This is a genomic window from Curtobacterium sp. Csp2, from assembly GCF_013347165.1.
Genome location: NZ_CP054593.1, coordinates 3,242,589 through 3,260,548, shown reverse-complemented (window position 1 = coordinate 3,260,548; position 17,960 = coordinate 3,242,589). Strand labels below are relative to the sequence as shown.

Annotated in this window: 18 protein-coding genes and 1 pseudogene; 9 read left to right on the top strand and 10 right to left on the bottom strand. The window is 73.9% G+C overall.

Features of this window, described 5'->3' with window-relative positions:
• Nucleotides 1–9: 9 nt before the first annotated feature.
• Together HUN59_RS15845 and HUN59_RS15840 are read right to left on the bottom strand one after the other, a co-directional pair.
• On the bottom strand, nucleotides 10–246 hold the full coding sequence (locus HUN59_RS15845) for a hypothetical protein (protein ID WP_058740611.1): 237 nt from the start codon (nucleotides 244–246) through the stop codon (nucleotides 10–12).
• A gap of 79 nt (nucleotides 247–325) precedes the next feature.
• Entirely contained in the window at nucleotides 326–1,354 is a 1,029-nt protein-coding gene (locus HUN59_RS15840; protein ID WP_174778898.1) for an alpha/beta hydrolase, read from the bottom strand.
• Nucleotides 1,355–1,450: 96 nt separating this feature from the next.
• Here HUN59_RS15840 and HUN59_RS15835 point away from each other — a divergent pair, with 96 nt between their 5' ends.
• Together HUN59_RS15835 and HUN59_RS15830 are read left to right on the top strand one after the other, a co-directional pair.
• Entirely contained in the window at nucleotides 1,451–2,305 is an 855-nt protein-coding gene (locus tag HUN59_RS15835) for a PPK2 family polyphosphate kinase (protein ID WP_174778897.1), read from the top strand.
• A gap of 211 nt (nucleotides 2,306–2,516) precedes the next feature.
• On the top strand, nucleotides 2,517–4,529 hold the full coding sequence (locus HUN59_RS15830; RefSeq protein ID WP_174778896.1) for a DEAD/DEAH box helicase: 2,013 nt from the start codon (nucleotides 2,517–2,519) through the stop codon (nucleotides 4,527–4,529).
• Between the two features lie 344 nt (nucleotides 4,530–4,873).
• Here the strand turns inward: HUN59_RS15830 and HUN59_RS15825 are convergent, their stop codons facing one another.
• The gene (locus tag HUN59_RS15825) at nucleotides 4,874–5,383 is read right to left on the bottom strand and encodes a mycothiol transferase (protein WP_058740607.1); all 510 of its coding nucleotides are present in this window, start codon (nucleotides 5,381–5,383) and stop codon (nucleotides 4,874–4,876) included.
• Nucleotides 5,384–5,433: 50 nt separating this feature from the next.
• Nucleotides 5,434–5,907, bottom strand: a complete 474-nt coding sequence (locus tag HUN59_RS15820; protein ID WP_174778895.1) for a MarR family winged helix-turn-helix transcriptional regulator — start codon at nucleotides 5,905–5,907, stop codon at nucleotides 5,434–5,436.
• Nucleotides 5,908–6,095: 188 nt separating this feature from the next.
• On the opposite strand from HUN59_RS15820, the gene HUN59_RS15815 reads away from it, so the two are divergent.
• From HUN59_RS15815 to HUN59_RS15800, 4 genes are all read left to right on the top strand, one after another.
• Nucleotides 6,096–6,698 carry a TasA family protein gene (locus tag HUN59_RS15815; RefSeq protein ID WP_174778894.1) on the top strand — a complete coding sequence of 201 codons (603 nt, stop codon included), beginning with the start codon at nucleotides 6,096–6,098 and terminating at the stop codon, nucleotides 6,696–6,698.
• Nucleotides 6,699–6,716: 18 nt separating this feature from the next.
• Nucleotides 6,717–7,808, top strand: coding sequence for a S24/S26 family peptidase (locus tag HUN59_RS15810; RefSeq protein ID WP_174778893.1), 1,092 nt, complete (start codon nucleotides 6,717–6,719; stop codon nucleotides 7,806–7,808).
• 64 nt (nucleotides 7,809–7,872) lie between these two features.
• A complete protein-coding gene (locus tag HUN59_RS15805; protein WP_174778892.1) occupies nucleotides 7,873–9,036 on the top strand; it encodes a metallophosphoesterase family protein in 1,164 nt (387 codons plus the stop codon).
• Nucleotides 9,036–12,056 (top strand): AAA family ATPase, encoded by a 3,021-nt coding sequence (locus HUN59_RS15800; protein WP_174778891.1) that lies wholly within the window; start codon nucleotides 9,036–9,038, stop codon nucleotides 12,054–12,056. Before HUN59_RS15805 ends, HUN59_RS15800 begins: the two co-directional genes overlap by 1 nt.
• 99 nt (nucleotides 12,057–12,155) lie before the next feature.
• Here the strand turns inward: HUN59_RS15800 and HUN59_RS15795 are convergent, their stop codons facing one another.
• Both HUN59_RS15795 and HUN59_RS15790 read right to left on the bottom strand, forming a co-directional pair.
• The gene (locus HUN59_RS15795) at nucleotides 12,156–12,332 is read right to left on the bottom strand and encodes a hypothetical protein (protein ID WP_167509945.1); all 177 of its coding nucleotides are present in this window, start codon (nucleotides 12,330–12,332) and stop codon (nucleotides 12,156–12,158) included.
• Complete coding sequence (locus HUN59_RS15790; protein WP_241490069.1) at nucleotides 12,329–13,135, bottom strand: class E sortase; 807 nt, start codon at nucleotides 13,133–13,135, stop codon at nucleotides 12,329–12,331. The genes HUN59_RS15795 and HUN59_RS15790 overlap by 4 nt, the downstream gene beginning before the upstream one ends.
• A gap of 85 nt (nucleotides 13,136–13,220) precedes the next feature.
• Between HUN59_RS15790 and HUN59_RS15785 the strand changes: the two genes are divergently transcribed.
• Nucleotides 13,221–13,685, top strand: coding sequence for a GNAT family acetyltransferase (locus tag HUN59_RS15785; protein ID WP_174778890.1), 465 nt, complete (start codon nucleotides 13,221–13,223; stop codon nucleotides 13,683–13,685).
• A 49-nt stretch (nucleotides 13,686–13,734) separates the two neighbouring features.
• Here HUN59_RS15785 and HUN59_RS15780 read toward each other — a convergent pair whose 3' ends face one another.
• The 3 genes and pseudogenes from HUN59_RS15780 to HUN59_RS15770 form a co-directional block, all read right to left on the bottom strand.
• Nucleotides 13,735–14,472 carry an EamA family transporter gene (locus tag HUN59_RS15780; protein ID WP_174778889.1) on the bottom strand — a complete coding sequence of 246 codons (738 nt, stop codon included), beginning with the start codon at nucleotides 14,470–14,472 and terminating at the stop codon, nucleotides 13,735–13,737.
• A gap of 8 nt (nucleotides 14,473–14,480) precedes the next feature.
• Nucleotides 14,481–15,251: pseudogene (locus HUN59_RS15775) on the bottom strand (RecQ family ATP-dependent DNA helicase); the annotation flags it as partial.
• A gap of 9 nt (nucleotides 15,252–15,260) precedes the next feature.
• A complete protein-coding gene (locus HUN59_RS15770) occupies nucleotides 15,261–16,385 on the bottom strand; it encodes a CPBP family intramembrane glutamic endopeptidase (RefSeq protein ID WP_174778886.1) in 1,125 nt (374 codons plus the stop codon).
• A 36-nt stretch (nucleotides 16,386–16,421) separates the two neighbouring features.
• Between HUN59_RS15770 and HUN59_RS15765 the strand changes: the two genes are divergently transcribed.
• The gene (locus HUN59_RS15765; protein ID WP_174778887.1) at nucleotides 16,422–17,381 is read left to right on the top strand and encodes an EamA family transporter; all 960 of its coding nucleotides are present in this window, start codon (nucleotides 16,422–16,424) and stop codon (nucleotides 17,379–17,381) included.
• 49 nt (nucleotides 17,382–17,430) lie between these two features.
• Here HUN59_RS15765 and HUN59_RS19805 read toward each other — a convergent pair whose 3' ends face one another.
• On the bottom strand, nucleotides 17,431–17,649 hold the full coding sequence (locus tag HUN59_RS19805) for a GNAT family N-acetyltransferase (RefSeq protein ID WP_254629912.1): 219 nt from the start codon (nucleotides 17,647–17,649) through the stop codon (nucleotides 17,431–17,433).
• Here HUN59_RS19805 and HUN59_RS19800 point away from each other — a divergent pair.
• Nucleotides 17,614–17,874 carry a GNAT family N-acetyltransferase gene (locus HUN59_RS19800; protein ID WP_368076229.1) on the top strand — a complete coding sequence of 87 codons (261 nt, stop codon included), beginning with the start codon at nucleotides 17,614–17,616 and terminating at the stop codon, nucleotides 17,872–17,874. The two genes, HUN59_RS19805 and HUN59_RS19800, sit on opposite strands and share 36 nt — an antisense overlap.
• Nucleotides 17,875–17,960 lie beyond the last annotated feature (86 nt).

Genomic DNA, 17,960 nt, shown 5'->3' with positions numbered 1-17,960 from the left:
CGGACTCGGTCAGCGGGTCTCGCTGCCCCGGAACCAGGAGACGAGCACGCACGTGAGCGTCACGAGGAACACGACGGCCGTGCCCTGGGCGACCACGGCGAGGTGGCCGGTCGCCGCCGCGTAGCCGCTCGTCGCCACCGTGGCCGTGAAGGACAGGCCGAGCAGGAGCTCGGTCCCGGTCTGTGCGGCGGTGCGGCGCGGCCACTCGGAGGTGGCGCGCGCGGGGCGGGTCGGCGTGTCGGTCACCCCAGGAGTCTGGGGGTGCGAGGGACCCTCGCGCACGCCCGCCTCCGGGTGGCACCCGCACGGGGCACGCGCCTCGCCGTCAGCCGAGCCGTGCGTGCAGGAACGCGACGACCCGCTCGCTCATCGCCCGGTCGAGCTGTGCGATCGAGTGCGCCGACCCCTCCACCGCGACGAACGTCACCGGGACGTCGTGGGCACGGAGCGCCGCCACGAACTCCTGCGCCTCCCAGAGCGGGATGAACTCGTCGGTGGAGTGTCCGACGAAGAACGGTGCCGTGTCCCGGGTGACGTGGAACGTCGGCGACGCGCGCTCGGCAGCGGGGCATGCGGTGTACGTCCGGCAGCCGAGGTAGAGGAGCTGCTTCCGCTGGAACGACGCCGAGACGCCGTCCGCGCGGGTGGACCGCTCGGTCAGGTCGGTCGGGCCGCTCAGATCGACGACCGCGCGGATCCGATCACCTGCGGCGTACGCGGCGGACTCGTGGTCGGTGACGGCGAGCAGCGCGACGAGGTTCCCGCCGGCACTGCCGCCGAACACCCCGACGCGGGCGGCGTCGATGTCGTACGTGGCGAGGGTCGACGGGCGGAACACCCAGTCCAGTGCCCGTCGGACGTCGTCGAGACCCGCGGGGAATGGATCGGTCGGCGCCAGGCGGTAGTCGACGTTCACCGTGACGAAGCCCTCGGAGGCGAGGTACTCGCACACGGCCCGGTACGCCGCGGTGGCCTTGTCGCCGTGGGACCAGCTGCCGCCGTGCACCATCATCACGGCGGGCCGTCCACCGCGGCGGTCGGCTGCGTCGTCGGTCGCCGCCGACGGCCGTGGTGACGGGGTCGGCGCCGCTGTGGGGGTCGTCTTCGTGTCCGGGGCACTGTCCGGCGGTAGGCACACGTCGAGCCGCTGCAGGGCGTCCGCACCGTAGGGGACGTCCGTCACGACGTCGATGCCCGGGTAGCGGAGCGACAGCGGGTAGATCACGGGGTCCGTCGTCACGGTCGCGTTGCTGTCCGTGGCCGGGTCCGCGCTGCACGAGCCGAGTGCTCCGAGCACCCCGATCGCCACGCCCGCGGCGAGGAGCGCGAGCATCGTTCGACGGCTGGACCTCATCGCGTCCACGCTAACCCGGCACCGCGTCTTCCCCACCACCACGCGGACCACGAGCGGGTGCCAGGATGGGGGCGACCCCGTGAGCTGGAGGACCCCGTGAGCCGTCGCAAGGCCTGGAACACCGACCCCGAGCCCCTGCTGCGCGTCGAGGAGGGCTTCCGCCTGGACCGCGTCGACCCGGACTCGACGCCGGGGTTCGCCGGCCGCAAGATCGACGGGCTCGAGTCCCTCGCCGCGGGGGCCACACGCCTCGCCGCCCTGCAGGAGCGCCTGCACGCGGCGAGCACCGCCGGCGACGTGCGCCGCGTGCTCCTCGTCCTGCAAGCGATGGACACCGCGGGCAAGGGCGGCATCGTCTCCCACGTCGTCGGTGCGGTCGACCCGAACGGCGTGCACTACGCCGGGTTCAAGGCTCCGACGGCCGAGGAGCGCGAGCACGACTTCCTGTGGCGGATCGAACGCGAGCTGCCGCGCGCCGGGCAGCTCGGCGTCTTCGACCGGTCGCACTACGAGGACGTCCTGATCCAGCGCGTGCGGTCGTTCGCCCCGCCGGAGGAGATCGAGCGTCGCTACGGCGCGATCGTCGACTTCGAGGACGACCTGGTCGCGCAGGGCACCACGATCGTCAAGGTGATGCTGCACATCTCGAAGGACGAGCAGCGCGAGCGCCTCGGTGACCGGCTGGACCGCCCGGACAAGCACTGGAAGTTCAACCCGGGCGACATCGACGAGCGCCTGCTCTGGGACGACTACCAGCAGGCGTACCAGATCGCCCTCGAGCGCACGTCGACGGCGCGGGCACCGTGGTACGTCGTCCCCGCGAACCGCAAGTGGTACGCCCGGTTCGCGGTGCAGCAGCTCCTGCTCCGCGCGCTCGAGGACATGCAGCTCACCTGGCCGCCGGCGGACTTCGACGTGGCGGAGCAGCGGCGTCGGCTCGCGGACTCCTGACCCGGGGGCTGGCCGTGGCGGCGGATCTCGCGTAGACTCTCGCGGTCGGCCTTCGACACCGTGACACTGTGATCACGGATTCTGCTTGGGTGTGTGTTGCTCGAGGGCTGGATTCACGTCGAACCGCGACGGGAAGAACCCCCTCTCCGCTCGAAGCTCCGCGCCGATGTCGCTGCCGGGCACGCGGACGTCCGCACCCCGGAAAGTAGCCATGGCCCCGTACGACAAGGGCGCGCGTCAGCGTGCCGACGACCGAGTCCGCCACCCGAACGGCACCCCCGCCGCGCGCAGCAGCAAGCACCGCGGCTTCCGTGCCGCCGACCCGTCGCAGCCCCGACAGAAGCAGCGTTGGGACGCCGAGGAGCGCCGCGGCCGTTCGGCGCAGGGCGAGCGTCCGGCGCGTCCGAACTGGGAGCCTCGCGACGGCGGCCAGCGTCGCGACGACCGTGGCGCGCGTGGCTTCGACCGCAACGACCGCGGTGCGCGCGGGTACGACCGTGACGACCGTGCTCCTCGTCGCTTCGACCGGGATGACCGTGCTCCTCGTCGCTTCGACCGTGACGCCCGCGCTCCCCGTCGTGATGACCGGGACGACCGGGTCCCGCGTCGCTTCGACCGGGACGACCGCGCCCCGCGCCGCTTCGACCGTGACGAGCGCCCGCAGCGGCGCTCGTTCGACCGGGACGACCGCGCCCCGCGTCGCTTCGACCGTGACGAGCGCCCGCAGCGGCGCTCGTTCGACCGTGACGACCGTGCCCCGCGTCGCTTCGACCGCGACGACCGCGCTCCCCGTCGCGACGACCGGGACGACCGTGCCCCGCGTCGCTTCGACCGGGACGAGCGCCCGCAGCGTCGCAACGACCGTGACGACCGCGCCCCCCGCCGCTCCGACCGCGACGAGCGCCCCCAGCGCCGCGACGCCCGCGACGAGCGCCCCCAGCGCCGCGACGCCCGCGACGAGCCCCGCACCGGGTACGTCCCCGCGGACGACGTCAAGCTCGAGAAGCTCCAGGCCGAGGCGACGATCGCGGCCGACGTCGAGGGCGTGACCTTCGCCGACCTCGGCATCGGCGGGAACATCTCCCGCACCCTCGCGGAGATGGGCGCCACCAGCCCGTTCCCGATCCAGGCGGCGACCATCCCCGACGTCCTCGCCGGCAAGGACGTGCTCGGCCGTGGCCGCACCGGCTCCGGCAAGACCATCGCGTTCGGTGCGCCCCTGGTCGAGAAGCTCATGGAGCACGGCGGCGGCACGAAGCGCCGGATGGGCCGTGCCCCGCGCGCGCTCATCCTCGCCCCGACCCGCGAGCTCGCCCTGCAGATCGACCGCACCGTGCAGCCGATCGCCCGTTCGGTCGGCCTCTTCACGACGCAGATCTACGGCGGTGTGCCCTACGGCCGCCAGGAGGGCGCCCTCGAGCGCGGCGTCGACATCATCGTCGGCACGCCCGGTCGCGTCCAGGACCTCATGAACAAGGGGAAGCTCGACCTCAGCGAGGTCGTCGTCTCCGTGCTCGACGAGGCCGACCACATGTGCGACCTCGGGTTCCTCGAGCCGGTGCGCGAGATCCTCTCGGCCACGGCCGAGGTCACTCCCCACGGCGACCGCGCGCAGAAGCTCCTCTTCAGCGCGACGCTGGACGCGCAGGTCGCGTCGCTCGTGTCGGAGTTCCTGCACGAGCCGAGCGTCCACGAGGTCGCCGGCGAGGACCAGGCGTCCTCGACGATCGACCACCGCGTGCTCGTGGTCGAGCAGCGCCAGAAGGACCAGGTCCTCGAGGAGCTCGTCGCGGGCGACGGCAAGACCATCGTCTTCGCCCGCACCCGCGCCTATGCCGAGCGGCTCGCCGACCAGTTCGAGGACGCCGGCATCCGCGCGACCTCGCTGCACGGCGACCTCAACCAGTCCCGTCGGACCCGCAACCTGCAGCTCCTGACGAGCGGCCGGGTGAACGTGCTGGTCGCGACCGACGTCGCCGCGCGCGGCATCCACGTCGACGACGTCTCGCTCGTCGTGCAGGCCGACGCACCGGACGACTACAAGGCGTACCTGCACCGCTCGGGCCGCACGGGTCGTGCCGGCAAGGAGGGCACCGTCGTGACGCTCGTCCCGCGTGGCCGCCGCCGCAAGATCGAGGGCATCCTCGAGAACGCGGAGATCGAGGCGGACCTCGTCGAGGCCGGCCCGGGCGACGGGATCGTCGCGGAGCTCGCCGCTCGCTGATCGCGACGCCGGGACGCCCCCGTCTCGCTGCGCGCGAGACGGGGGCGTCTCCACGAGACGCCGCCTTCGACACGAGACGCCGCCTTCGACACGAGACGCCGCCACATTCGGCGGCGTCTCGCGCGGACGGCGGCGTCTCGCAGTCCAGGCGACGTCTCGCGCTGGCGGGATCGCGACGCGACCGGAGACCGGACGGGAGGCACGGTGCCAGGTGGCACCGTGCCTCCCGTCCGTCTTCCCGCACCTTCCGCGAAACGCAACGTCAGCGGATCTGCGCAGCGTCATACCGCTGCGAGGAACCGCCGACGTTGCGTTTTGCGGGGTGCGGTGCGGGGCGCGGCGGGTCAGCGCGAGAAGAACAGCAGGCCGCGCACGTACCCGGCCTGCCCCGCGTGCTGGACGCAGTCGTCGAGGATGCTGACCAGCCGTGCGCCGCGCGTGACGGGCGGGTCCCACGCGTCGTCCACCACGGGGTCGAGGTCCTCCGGGCCGAGCGTCGCCAGGTAGGCGACCGTGCGCTCGTGCACGGCACGCAGGTACCCGTTCAGCAGCTCGGCCGAGGCCCGGACGCGGCCGACGTCGTCCCGGGACATGCCGTAGCCGAGGGCCTCGGCGGGGAAGGGCAGGCCGAAGCGCTCGACCCAGCCGTCCGCGGTCCAGACCTGCTCGCTGCCGGCCAGGTCCGCGATCTGCGCGTCCTGTCCGCGTGCGGTGTGCCACGCGAGCCAGGCGAGTGTGTTCGCGCCGGCTGCGGGCCGTGTCGCGAGCTGGTCCTCGGACAGGCCGTCGAGGGCCCGGGCGACGGTCTCGGGGACGCGGGAGAACGCTTCGGTGAGGAGTTCGGACGGTGTCATGCCGCCGACGCTACGCGGCCGCCCCGCGGCCCGGACGGGCTCGCCCGCCGTCAGCGGTCGCGGGGGTCGAGGGCGCTTCCGACGGCCTCGAGCGCGACCGCCACACGGGCGAGGTCCGCGGGGTCGACGCCCGAGCGGAAGGCCTCCCGGTAGACCGCCGCGACCTCGCCGGCGATCGCCGCCCCGGAGGGGGTCAGGTGCACGAGGATGCTCCGCCGGTCGCCCGGGTTGGGCCGCCGTTCGATGTGCCCGCGCCGCTCGAGCCGGTCGATCAACGAGGTCATCGCCCCCGTGGTGAGCTCGAGGTGCTCGCCCGCGTGCTTCGGCGTGACGCCCGCATCTGCACCGGCGACGAACACCAGGAACCGCAGGTCGGTCGCGTGCAGCCCGCGCAGCGCGCTCTGGTGCGCCAGGACCCGCGCGTGCTGGGTCTGCAGCGTGCGGAAGGCGCGGAGCACGCGGTCCAGGTCGTCGGTCGACGCGGTGCGGTCCGCGGTGGCGGGGGCGGTGAGGGTGTTCGTCATGGGACTCGTCTCGGGAGGATGTACCTCATTCAACAAGTATGTGAATGATTGAGCAAGTGATGCGCGAAGAGTCTTGTGGAACGCTCAGGGAGCACGTACGGTGTTGCCCAACCACCAGGTTCCGCAGCGCGACCAACCACCGCGGGTCCGGAACCGAAACCGATCAGAACCCCTCTCGGAGGACAACCATGTCCCGTGTGTCTCCTCGTGCTGCCCGGCTCGCAGCCTGGATCGCCGTCCCGGCCGCACTCGTCGCCTCGGGGGTCGTCGTCTCGACGGCCTCGTACTCCGCCTTCTCCGACGTCACGTCCAACCCGACGAGCAACTGGACGGCCGGCAGCGTCGCCCTGTCCGACGACGACAGCAACACCGCGCTCTTCACGGTCACGAACCTCAAGCCCGGGTCGACCGGCTCCAAGTGCATCGCCGTCACGTCCAGCGGATCCCTGCCGTCCGCGGTGAAGCTCTACACGTCGTCCCTGACGTCGCAGAAGGACCTGGCGGCGAACATCACGATGACCGTCGACCAGGGGACCGGAGGCGGCTTCGGGTCGTGCGACGGCTTCACCGCCCTGGCGACCGGCGCCTCCGTGATCCCCGCGACGACCCTCTCGACGCTCGGTACGAACACCACGACCTTCGCCACCGGCAAGGGGTCGTGGACGCCCACCGGGACCGCGCCCGAGACCCGGGTCTTCAAGTTCACCTACACGGTGTCGCCGGACACCCCGAACACCGCCCAGGGCGGTTCGGCCTCGCTCGGCTTCACCTGGGAGGCCCAGAACACCTGATCCGCGACGGGCACCGTGATGGACACCACCGGCGTCGGCGGTCAGCACCGCCACGCCCGTCCGGACACCGTGCTCGACGCGCTCGACTGGGGGCGCGTCGTGGTCGGCACCCTCGCACGCGGGATCGTCGCGACCGTGCTCGGCCTGGCGCTCTGGGCCGCCGTCCCGGCCGTGGTCGGCTGGCAGCCCACCACGGTCGTGACCGCGTCGATGGCACCGCGGCTGGTGCCGGGGGACGTGGTCGTCTCCCGGCCGGTCCCCGCGCCCGAGGTCGTCCCCGGCCGGGTCCTGCTCGCCGACGACCCGGACCAGGCCGGGCACCTGCGGCTGCACCGGTACGTCGAGACGGGCGCCGACGGCACGATCGTGACGAAGGGCGACGCCAACCCCGCCGCCGACTCGACACCGCTCGACCGCTCGGCGGTGCACGGGGTCGGCTACCTGCGCGTCCCGTTCATCGGCACGCCCGTCCTGTGGGCGCACGAGGGCCGGTGGGGCGCGGTCGCCGCGGCGGCCGCCGCACTGGCGGGCCTGCTCGCGCTGTGCACGGTGGACGCGGGGTTGCGTCGGACCGGACGGGAGGCCCGTGGCACCTCCGCCCCGCATCTTCCGTCCGATGTTCCCCGCGTCCACGGGCGGCGGTCCGCGCGGGGTCCGCGGCGGCCCCGATCCGTCGTCGGACTCATCGTCGTCCTCGGGGTCATCATCGGGACGGGGACGTTCCACCCGCTGCGGGCAGAGGCCGTGTCGTGGAGCACGACGACCAGGACCCCGACCTCGTCGTTCACCGCCGCGAGCGTCCGCACGGCGACCATCACGAGTTGCACCGGCGGCGGCTCGGCGACGATCGGATGGACTTGGGGCGGCGTCGCTCCGCCGCCCGGGGAGACCGTCGGGGTCTACGTCGGCGACCAACTCGTCGTCCCTGTGACCCCGTCCAGCACTTCGGCGGTCATCCAAGGCGCCGGACTGCTCAAGCTCGGCGCACGGTACGAAGTCACCGTACGTACGGAGAACGGCTGGACGCAGCGGAGCAACGTCCAGGTGCTCTCGGTCATCCGAGTCGGACTGCCACCCCTCGTCGAGGTCGACTCGTTCTCGTGCAGCTGACCGGCTCTCCACAGCACCCCGCGGGGTGCCCGGCGATGTCCCCGGCCGCCGCTACCGTGACGGCATGCGGATCCTCCACACCGGCGACTGGCACCTCGGCCGCACGCTGCTCGGAGCCGACCTGCTCGAGCACCAGGCGGCGTTCGCCGACTTCCTCGTCGACACCGTGCGGGACCGCGCCGTCGACCTCGTCGTCATCGCCGGTGACGTCTACGACCGCGCGATCCCGCCCGTCGACGCCGTCCGACTGCTCTCCCGCACCCTCGAGCGCCTGGCGCAGACGGCGACCGTCGTCCTGACGCCGGGCAACCACGACTCCGCGGCACGGCTCGGCTTCGGCGCCGGGGTCATGCACGACCGCGTCCGCATCGTCGCCGAGCCCGCGCGGCTGGCCGACCCGGTGCTCCTCGCCGACGACCACGGCCCGGTCGCGGTCTACGGCATCCCCTACCTGCACCCCGACCTGACGCGGTACGCCCTCGCGACGCTCCCCGACGAGTCCCTCGCCCGGTCGCACCAGGCCGTCGTCGGGGCCGCGGTGGACCGCATCCGCGCCGACCTCGGCGCGCGTCCCGGGCACCGCAGCGTCGTCGTCGCGCACGCCTTCGTCAGCGGTGCCGCGCCGAGCGACAGCGAGCAGGACATCCGCGTCGGCGGGGTCGACCAGGTGTCGGCCGCGGTGTTCGACGGCATCGACTACGTCGCGCTCGGCCACCTGCACGGGCCGCAGCGGGTGGGCGACGGCGACCGGATCCGGTACGCGGGCTCCCCGCTCGCGTTCTCGTTCGGCGAGCGGCACCAGCGCAAGAGCGTGACCCTCGTCGACCTCGCGGCGGACGGCGGCGTCGCGGTCGAGCTCCTGCCGGCCCCGGTGCCGCGCCGCCTGGTGGACGTCCGCGCCACGATCGACGCGATCGAGTCCGGTGCGCACCACGCCGACGCCGACGCGTGGGTCCGGGTCGCGGTCACCGACACCGTGCACCCCGAGCGGATGTACGCCCGCGTCCGCGACCACTTCCCGTTCGCCCTGGCCGTCACGCACGAGCCCGCGGAACGCCCTGAGCGCGCCGCCGCCCGCGCGGTGAGCGCCACGTCCGACCCGGTCGAGGTCGCGGCGGACTTCGTGACCTTCGCGACGGGTGCGGCGCCGGACGACGACGATCTGGCTGTCCTGACCGAGGCGTACGAGGCCGCGCTGCACACCCTCGACGCCGACGGGACGCGCTGATGTACCTGCACCGCCTCGAGCTCCGCGCGATCGGGCCGTACCCGGACACCGTCGTCATCGACTTCGCCGCCCTCGCCGCCTCGGGGGTGTTCCTGCTCGAGGGGCCGACGGGGTCCGGCAAGTCGACGATCATCGATGCCGTCGTGTTCGCCCTGTACGGCGGGCTCGCGGGGGAGTCCTCGACGTCCGACCGCCTGCACAGCCAGCACGCCGACCCCGCGACCGAGCCCTTCGTCGAGCTGGTCTTCGAGACGGGTGCCGGGCTGTTCCGGGTCCGGCGCACTCCGCAGTACGACCGACCGAAGCAGCGCGGCACCGGCACGGTCCGGCAGCAGGCGTCCGCGCAGCTCTTCCGTCTGGCGCACCCCGCCGACCCCGCTGGCGAGCCGGTGTCGTCGCGGATCCCGGAGATCGGGCTCGAGGTCACGCGGATCGTCGGACTCGACCGCGCCCAGTTCCTGCAGACCGTCGTGCTGCCCCAGGGCGAGTTCGCGCGGTTCCTGCGCTCTCCGGGCGAGGAACGCCGGAAGCTCCTGCAGTCCCTGTTCGGCACGCAGGTCTACGACCGCACGGCCGACGAGCTCGCGGCCCGTCGTCGCGCGGTCCTCGCCGAGGTCGAGGGCGCCGAGTCCCGCGTCCGCGACGCACTGTCCCGGTTCGCGCAGGCCGCCGGGGTCGACGACCCGGACGAGCGCGCCGTCGACGATGTGGTCGCCGGTCTCCGCAGCGTCGCCGCCGAGACCGACGAGCACCGCCGGGCCGCGGTGTCCGACGCCGAGCGGGCCCGCGAGCACGAGCGGTCGATCCGCGAGCGCGTCACCGCCCGCGAACGTCGTGCCGCACTGCTCGATCGTCGTCGGGCGCTCGACGCGGCGGCGGACGAGGTCACCGCCGCGCGCGACCGTCTGGCACTCGGCGAACGCGCCGCTCGCGTCGCGACGAGCGCCGACGCCCTCGACGCGGCGCGTGCGCGTGCCGCTCAGGCGACGGATGCGGCGACGGCCCGACGGCAGGGTGCCGGACTCGACGCGGACATCGACGTGGTCGGCATCCGGACCGCCCTCGCCGACTGTCTGTCGGACGTCCGACACCTCGTCGCGGTCGAGCGCACGTTCCCTGTCCGCCGTCGGACCGCTGCGGACGCGGCCGTCCGGACCGAGGACCTCGCGGCCCGGTCGGCGGCGCTCGTCGACGCGCTCGAGCGCCGCCCGGCCGAGCGCGCGACGATCGTCGAGTCCGCACGGACCGCCACCGCCCTCGCCGCCGACGCCGAGCCCGCCCGGGTCGAGGTCGAACGGGTCGCCCAGCTCCGGGCCGACCTGTCCACCCGCGTCACCGCAGCCCGAGCCCAGGAGCAGGCCGAGCGAGCGGTCGCGGACGCCGGAGCCGCAGCGTCGGCCGCCCTCGCCACGGAGACCGACCTGCGCGCTCGACGGATCGCCGGCCTGGCCGGGGAACTCGGCGCCGCCCTGCAGCCGGGCGACGCCTGCCCGGTGTGCGGTGCGGTCGAGCACCCGAGCGTCGCGGTGCCGCAGGACGACCACCCCTCCGCGGACGCGGTCGAGTCCGCCGCGTCCGCCGCCCGCGCTGCCGAGGCCGCCCTCGCCGCCGCGGCGACCGACCTCGCGCTCGCGCAGCAGGAACACGAGCGGCTCCGGACGGTGCTCGGCGACCTCGACGCCGACACCCTCGAGACCCGTGCGACCGCCGCAGCCGAGCGGGTCCGGGCAGCGCACGACGCTGCCGTCCAGGTGCTCGACCTCGAGCGCCGGCGTACCGCCCACGACGAGCAGACCCGTGCGCTCGAGCAGGAGCGCACCACGGTCGCGTCCGAGCACGCCGTCCTGGTGTCCTCCACCGCGGCCGAGTCGGAGCGGCTCGCCCAGGACACCGCCGCCGTCGACGCGGCCGTCCGTCGCGCCACCGTGGCGCTCGACGCCGGCACGAGCGCGAGCACCGACACGGAGGCCACCGAAACGGCCTCAGGCACCGGGTCCTCGCTCGCCGACGCGGTGCGTGCCCTGGACGACCGTGTCGCGGAGCTCGACGCCGTGCTCGCCGCGGACGCGCGCGTCGCCACGGCTGCCGCGTCCGTCGCCGAGCGGCAGTCGGAGGTCACCGCAGTCTGCGCCGAGCAGGGCTTCGACACCGTCGAGCGGGCCCGCACGGCAATCGTCCCCGCGGCCGACGGCGAGCGCCTCCGTGCCGTCGTGGCCACGGCGGACCGGGAGCGGGCCGTCGTCGACGCTGGCCTCGCCGAGCCGGCCGTCCTCGAGGCCGCCCGGACCGCCGACGAACCCCTCGACCTGACGGCAGCGGTCGCCGCGCGTGACACCGCGGTCGAGCGCGCTGACGCGGCCACCCGGGTCGCGGTCTCGGCGGCCGACCGGCTCGCGGCCGCAGCCCGGTGCGGCGAGGACGTCGCACGCGCCGTCTGCGCACGGGAGTCCACGTCCGCCCGGAGCCGCGCGGTCGTGCGGCTGGCCGACGTCGCCGCCGGGTCCACCTCGGTCAACCCGAGCGGCATCACACTCGGCACGTACGTGCTCATGCGGCGGTTCGAGGACGTCGTGGCCGCGGCGAACGACCGCCTGCGGAGCATGCTCGGCGGCCGGTTCACCCTCGAGACCTCCGAGGAGCGCGAGACCGGTTCACGCGCGCGCAAGACCGGACTCGCCCTCGCCGTGCACGACCACACGACCGACACGCTCCGGGCTCCCGGCAGCCTGTCCGGCGGCGAGACCTTCACGGTGTCGCTCTGCCTGGCGCTCGGGCTCGCCGACGTCGTGCAGGCCGAGGCCGGCGGCGTCGCGCTCGGGACGCTCTTCGTCGACGAGGGCTTCGGGACGCTCGACCCGGAGACGCTCGACGACGTGATCGGGCAGCTCGCCCGGCTCACGGCCGGCGGGCGGCAGGTCGGCATCGTGAGCCACGTCGAGGAGCTCAAGCAGCGCATCCCCGAGCGCATCGCGGTCCGGCGGACCCCCGGCGGCGGTTCCCGCGTCACCGTCACCGTCTGACGCCCGGCTCGGCCCATCCCAGCCCGACCTGGCCCGGCGCGGTCCGTCCCGGACGGCGAGCGGTCGTCAGCGGACCGTCAGCGGACCGTCAGCGGAGCGTCAGGGCGACGGCGACACGTCCACCGTGCCGTCGGGCGGCGGCAGGATGTCCGACGCGATCCACGGGTAGACGAAGGTGAAGAGCACCCACACGACCGCGGCGATGAGCACGAGCAGCTCGAGCACCTTCAGGACGACGGGGCCCGGCAGGATGCGCCAGACGAACGGGAAGATCAATTCGGCGTCTCCGAGAGTTCCTTCGGGGTGCCCTCCGAAGCGGGCATCCAGTAGTCGAGCTTGGCGTGCGTGACGTACCGCTCCTTGGCCGACCACATCGGGTGGCACGCGGTGAGCGTGAGCCAGCGGTCCTCGGCGGTGGGCTGCACGCCGGGCTGGTTCGGCACGGGGGCGATCGTCTCGATCTTGTCGGGCGTGACGATCTGCGAGTCGGTGACCTTGTAGACGTACCAGACGTCGAAGTCCTTCGCCTTGTCGGTCACGCGCACGACGATCGAGTCGCCGTTCTTCAGGTCCGCGATCTGGTTGAGCGGCTTGCCGTAGGTGACGCGGTGCCCGGCGACCGCGAAGTTGCCCTCGGCGCCCGGCATCGCGGTGTCCTGGTAGTGGCCGAGGCCGATCGTGTTGAGGACCTTCTCACGGTCCGTGCCCTCACCGATCGGGCGGTTGTAGTCGGCGCCGAACCGGGGGATCTGCATCGTGCCGAACACCGACGACAGTCCCGGGGGCTCGGCCAGGACGGGAGCGGCCTCGCGGTGCTCGGTCCCCGCGGTCTTGGGCACCGCGGTCTGCTCGAGGTCCTGCACGAGGGCGGTCTGCTCGTTCACCGCGACCACGTCGGTCCACCACGCGGTCCAGAGCACGTAGAGCCCGGTGCCGGCGCCCGCGATGATGAGCAGCTCGGCGAGCAGGGACACGAGCGCGCCACCGACCGTCTGCTTCGGACGGCGCCGGCGGGGGCGCTCCGGGATCTCGTCACCGGACGGAGACAGCCCCGACGGCATGGTGTCGTGTGCGGTCACGGGGCTCCTGGTCCGAGGTGCGGTGGTCGAACAGGTATAGCAGACGTGAGCGTCCGTCCGGTGGGGGCCGCGCTAGCCTGTGGACATGTCGTACCGCTTCCGAACCTTCGCTGAGGACGACACCGCCGCCGTCGTCGCCCTGTGGGAAGCGTGCGGACTCCTCCGCCCGTGGAACGACCCGTACCGCGACATCGCCCGCAAGACCGCCGAGCAGCCCGAGCTCTTCCTGGTCGCCGAGTCCACGGACGCCACCGCGACGGACGCCAGCGCGACCGCCGCCCCGGCCGCCCTGGTCGGCGCCGGCATGGCCGGCTACGACGGCCACCGCGGCTGGGTGAACTACCTCGCCGTCCATCCCGATCACCAGGGCACCGGGCTCGGCCGCGCCTTCATGGCCGAGTTCGAACGGCTGCTGCTCGCGCGCGGATGCCCGAAGGTCAACGTCCAGGTGCGGGCCGGCAACGAGCGGGTGCTCGGGTTCTACGCCTCGCTCGGGTACGCCGAGGACCACGCGGTGTCGCTCGGCAAGCGCCTCGTCGCGGACGACTGACCCGCCGCACGCGAGCGCGAGCGCGAGCCCGAGCGCGACGGCGCCCGCCTCACGCGAGCGCGAGCCCGACGGCCGCCGCGAACGCGAGCCCGATCCCGCTCCACTGCACGGGCGTGAGGCGCTCCCGCAGCACCACACCCGCGAGCGCCACTGTGCCGATCGGGTAGAGCGCGTTGAGCACGCTCACCACGGGTAGCGTCGACGGGTCGTCCCCGGCGCGGAGCGCCGCCTGGATGCACACGTTCGCCAACGCGTCGAGCACCCCGCAGGCGACGACCGTCGCCACGACGCGACGCGACCACGCACCCGCGCGTGCCGACCTGCCCACGCGCACCGTGCCTCCAGTCCGTGCAGCAGCACCCACCGGACGCGACGCACCGACAGCGAGCGCCGCACCCGCCGGACCCGACGCACCGGACCGCACCGCGACCACCACCGCAGCCGCCCCGAGCAGCACCGTCTGCACCCCGCGCGCCACGAGCAGCGGCGCGACCCCCGACCCGTCCGGCGCCGCGTCGTAGGCGAGCACGATCCCACCGAACCCGCACCCCGCGACGGCTGCCGTGACCAGCCCGGCCGGGGTGACCCGCGCGCCGGAGGTGTCCCGCACCGCCGCGACGAGCACGACCGCGACGACCGCCACCACGAGCGCGACCCACGCCGTCGGCGACAGCGACGTGCCCCGGACCAGCGCGACGACCACGGGCACGACGGCCGCGAAGACGGCGGTCAGCGGCGACAGGACGCTCATCGGGCCGATCGCGAGCGCGCGGTAGAGCAGCAGCACCCCGACCCCGCCGGGATGCCCTGCTCGGCGAGGGCCGCGGCGGTGCGCTCGACCGAGTTCCGGGACAGGCAGTACACGATGCCCGCGTCGCCGCTGTGCTCGGTGCGGATGAAGGTCAGGAGCTGCTGGAGCGCCCCGGTCTTCGGCTCGATCCGGTACTGGATGTTCGGTCGGTCGAAGTCGGCCACGAAGTGCGCGGCGTCGTCGAGGCCGAGGCGGGCGGAGATCTCGCGGTGGGTCTGCGGGGTGGCGGTGGCGGTCAGGGCGATCCGCGGCACCGTCGGCCAGCGCTCGTGCAGGACGCTCAGCTCGAGGTAGTCCGGCCGGAAGTCGTGCCCCCACTGGGCGACGCAGTGCGCCTCGTCGATCGCGAACAGTGCGATCCGCGCGCGGTCGAGCAGGGAGCGGGTGGACTCGAGCCGCAGCCGCTCGGGCGCGAGGTAGAGCATGTCGACCTGCCCGGACACCGCCGCGCGCTCGACCCGGGCGCGCTCGTCGGGTCCCTGCGTCGAGTTGAGGAACGCCGCCTGCACGCCGTTCGCCGCGAGGGCGTCGACCTGGTCCTGCATGAGGGCGATGAGCGGCGAGACGACGACCCCGATCCCGTCGCGCACGAGCGCGGGCACCTGGTAGCAGAGCGACTTGCCGCCGCCGGTCGGCATCAGGACGAGCGCGTCGCCGCCGCCCACCACCTGGTCGATGATGGCGGCCTGCTCGCCCCGGAAGGCGTCGTACCCCCAGACCCGGTGCAGGACGTCCAACGCGGGCGTGGAACTCATGCCAGGAGCCTACGGCCGACGGGCGACACCCACCGCACTGTCCACAGCGCCACCCGTGCGGTCGCCGGGCCCGGCCGCGTCGTCGACGCGGGCCGGTGCGCCCGCCCACCCCGTGCCTCCTGGCCGGAACCAGCGCGACCCACCTGCGAAGGCCGGCGGCGTCCCCCGGAACCGGGGCGCCTCGTGACCGGCGAACCGCCGGTCCAGCTTCCGCCACCGCGCGAGCACCTCGACCATCCCCCAGTACAGGAGCGAGGTGCCGAGCGTCACGAGCCATCCGCCCACGGTGCCCTGCGCGTCCTGCGACGTCAGGTCGATCCGCGACCAGCCGGGCGCCTGCAGCACGAAGATCATGATGTTGTTGAAGGCGTGCTGGAGCACCGTCGCCTCCATGCCGCCGGTGCGCAGCACGATGATCGCGGCGACGAGGCCGAACGAGCCGACGTCGAGGATGCCCCAGACGTTGTAGCCGTTCGGGATGTGCAGCAGCGCGAACACGACGGTCGAGACGCCGACCGCCACCACCGTGCCGACGACGCGGACCGGGATCCACGAGCCGATCGTCTGCATGAGGAAGCCGCGGAAGACGTACTCCTCGGCCGCGCCCTGGAACGGGACGAGCAGCACGACCAGGACGATCGTCAGCGTGAGCGTGCTGACCGAGACGGTCGACTGCCCGATCGCAGCGTGGTCCCAGCCGAACCCGCCGTCGAACGTGAACATGCCGATGGTCTGGACCGAGAACATGATCACCGCGATGACGAGCGTCGGCAGGAGGCACCACGCGGTCCAGCGCCAGCGCACCCGGAAGCGCGTCGACGACAGGACGTTCGCCGGCCCGAGCTTCGCGAGCTTGACCGCGAGCAGGATGCCGGGGAGCAGCACGACGAGGGACACCAGCGACAGCGACAGGATCAGCGGATCGGTCGGGTCGAGCGCACCGCTGGCCAGGTCCTGCTGGAAGCGCATCAGCCCCTCGGGACCCTGTGACGCCCCGATCGGGACGAAGTAGGCGACCGCCAGGACCACCTGCGTCGCGACGTACCACCCGGCCAGGACCGCCAGCGCGACGAGCGGGCGCCACCACCGCCAACGGGCGTCGACGCGGGGCAGGCGGTGGTACGGAACGCTCACGCTGCGCAGGCTACCGGGCCGGGCAGGATGGGAGCCGTGCTCACCGTGCTGCTCGGCCTGACCGGTGCTGTCGTCTACGGCGCCGCCGACTTCCTGGGCGGCGTCGCGGCCCGGCGGCTGCGCGCCGTCACGGTCGCCGCGGCCGCCGCGGCGGTCGGGCTGGTGCCGCTCACGTTCGGCATCCCGTTCGTCGGCGCGGATCCGTCCGGTCCGGCCGTCGGGTGGGGGCTCGTCGCGGGGCTCTCCGGCGGGGTCGGGGTGCTGCTGCTCTACCGCGCGCTCGCGATCGGCCCGATGAGCGTCCTGTCGCCGCTGACCGCCGTCTTCGCGGCCGTCGTGCCCGTGGTCGTCGCGCTGGTCCGGGGCACGTCGCTGTCGCCGACGGCGTGGGTCGCGCTCGTGGTGGCGGTCGTCGCGGTCGTGCTCGTCGCGGCGGTGCGGGACACCTCCGGCGCGCGGGTCACCCCGGCCGGGCTGGTCACGGCAGCCGTCGCGGGGTGCGGGTTCGGTGGGATCGTGCTCGCCTACGACGCGGCGCCGGACGGGTCGGGGGTCGCGCCGCTGCTCGTGGCGCGCGGGGTGCAGACGGTGCTGCTCGGGGCGGCTGCGGTGGTGGTCGCGGTGCGGTCCGGTGCGTCGGGTCCGGCGGGTGCGGCGCTCGCTGTCGGTGCGTCGCGTCCGGTGGGTGCTGCTGCACGGACTGGAGGCACGGTGCGCGTGGGCAGGTCGGCACGCGCGGGTGCGTGGTCGCGTCGCGTCGTGGCGACGGTCGTCGCCTGCGGGGTGCTCGACGCGTTGGCGAACGTGTGCATCCAGGCGGCGCTCCGCGCCGGGGACGACCCGTCGACGCTACCCGTGGTGAGCGTGCTCAACGCGCTCTACCCGATCGGCACAGTGGCGCTCGCGGGTGTGGTGCTGCGGGAGCGCCTCACGCCCGTGCAGTGGAGCGGGATCGGGCTCGCGTTCGCGGCGGCCGTCGGGCTCGCGCTCGCGTGAGGCGGGCGCCGTCGCGCTCGGGCTCGCGCTCGCGCTCGCGTGCGGCGGGTCAGTCGTCCGCGACGAGGCGCTTGCCGAGCGACACCGCGTGGTCCTCGGCGTACCCGAGCGAGGCGTAGAACCCGAGCACCCGCTCGTTGCCGGCCCGCACCTGGACGTTGACCTTCGGGCATCCGCGCGCGAGCAGCAGCCGTTCGAACTCGGCCATGAAGGCGCGGCCGAGCCCGGTGCCCTGGTCGGCGCCGGCATGGCCGGCTACGACGGCCACCGCGGCTGGGTGAACTACCTCGCCGTCCATCCCGATCACCAGGGCACCGGGCTCGGCCGCGCCTTCATGGCCGAGTTCGAACGGCTGCTGCTCGCGCGCGGATGCCCGAAGGTCAACGTCCAGGTGCGGGCCGGCAACGAGCGGGTGCTCGGGTTCTACGCCTCGCTCGGGTACGCCGAGGACCACGCGGTGTCGCTCGGCAAGCGCCTCGTCGCGGACGACTGACCCGCCGCACGCGAGCGCGAGCGCGAGCCCGAGCGCGACGGCGCCCGCCTCACGCGAGCGCGAGCCCGACGGCCGCCGCGAACGCG

Coding starts and splice junctions, on each gene's coding strand:
- HUN59_RS15840 (WP_174778898.1), bottom strand. CDS start 1,354: ATGAGGTCCAGCCGTCGAACGATGCTCGCGCTCCTCGCCGCGGGCGTG.
- HUN59_RS15830 (WP_174778896.1), top strand. CDS start 2,517: ATGGCCCCGTACGACAAGGGCGCGCGTCAGCGTGCCGACGACCGAGTC.
- HUN59_RS15825 (WP_058740607.1), bottom strand. CDS start 5,383: ATGACACCGTCCGAACTCCTCACCGAAGCGTTCTCCCGCGTCCCCGAG.
- HUN59_RS15820 (WP_174778895.1), bottom strand. CDS start 5,907: ATGACGAACACCCTCACCGCCCCCGCCACCGCGGACCGCACCGCGTCG.
- HUN59_RS15815 (WP_174778894.1), top strand. CDS start 6,096: ATGTCCCGTGTGTCTCCTCGTGCTGCCCGGCTCGCAGCCTGGATCGCC.
- HUN59_RS15810 (WP_174778893.1), top strand. CDS start 6,717: ATGGACACCACCGGCGTCGGCGGTCAGCACCGCCACGCCCGTCCGGAC.
- HUN59_RS15805 (WP_174778892.1), top strand. CDS start 7,873: ATGCGGATCCTCCACACCGGCGACTGGCACCTCGGCCGCACGCTGCTC.
- HUN59_RS15800 (WP_174778891.1), top strand. CDS start 9,036: ATGTACCTGCACCGCCTCGAGCTCCGCGCGATCGGGCCGTACCCGGAC.
- HUN59_RS15785 (WP_174778890.1), top strand. CDS start 13,221: ATGTCGTACCGCTTCCGAACCTTCGCTGAGGACGACACCGCCGCCGTC.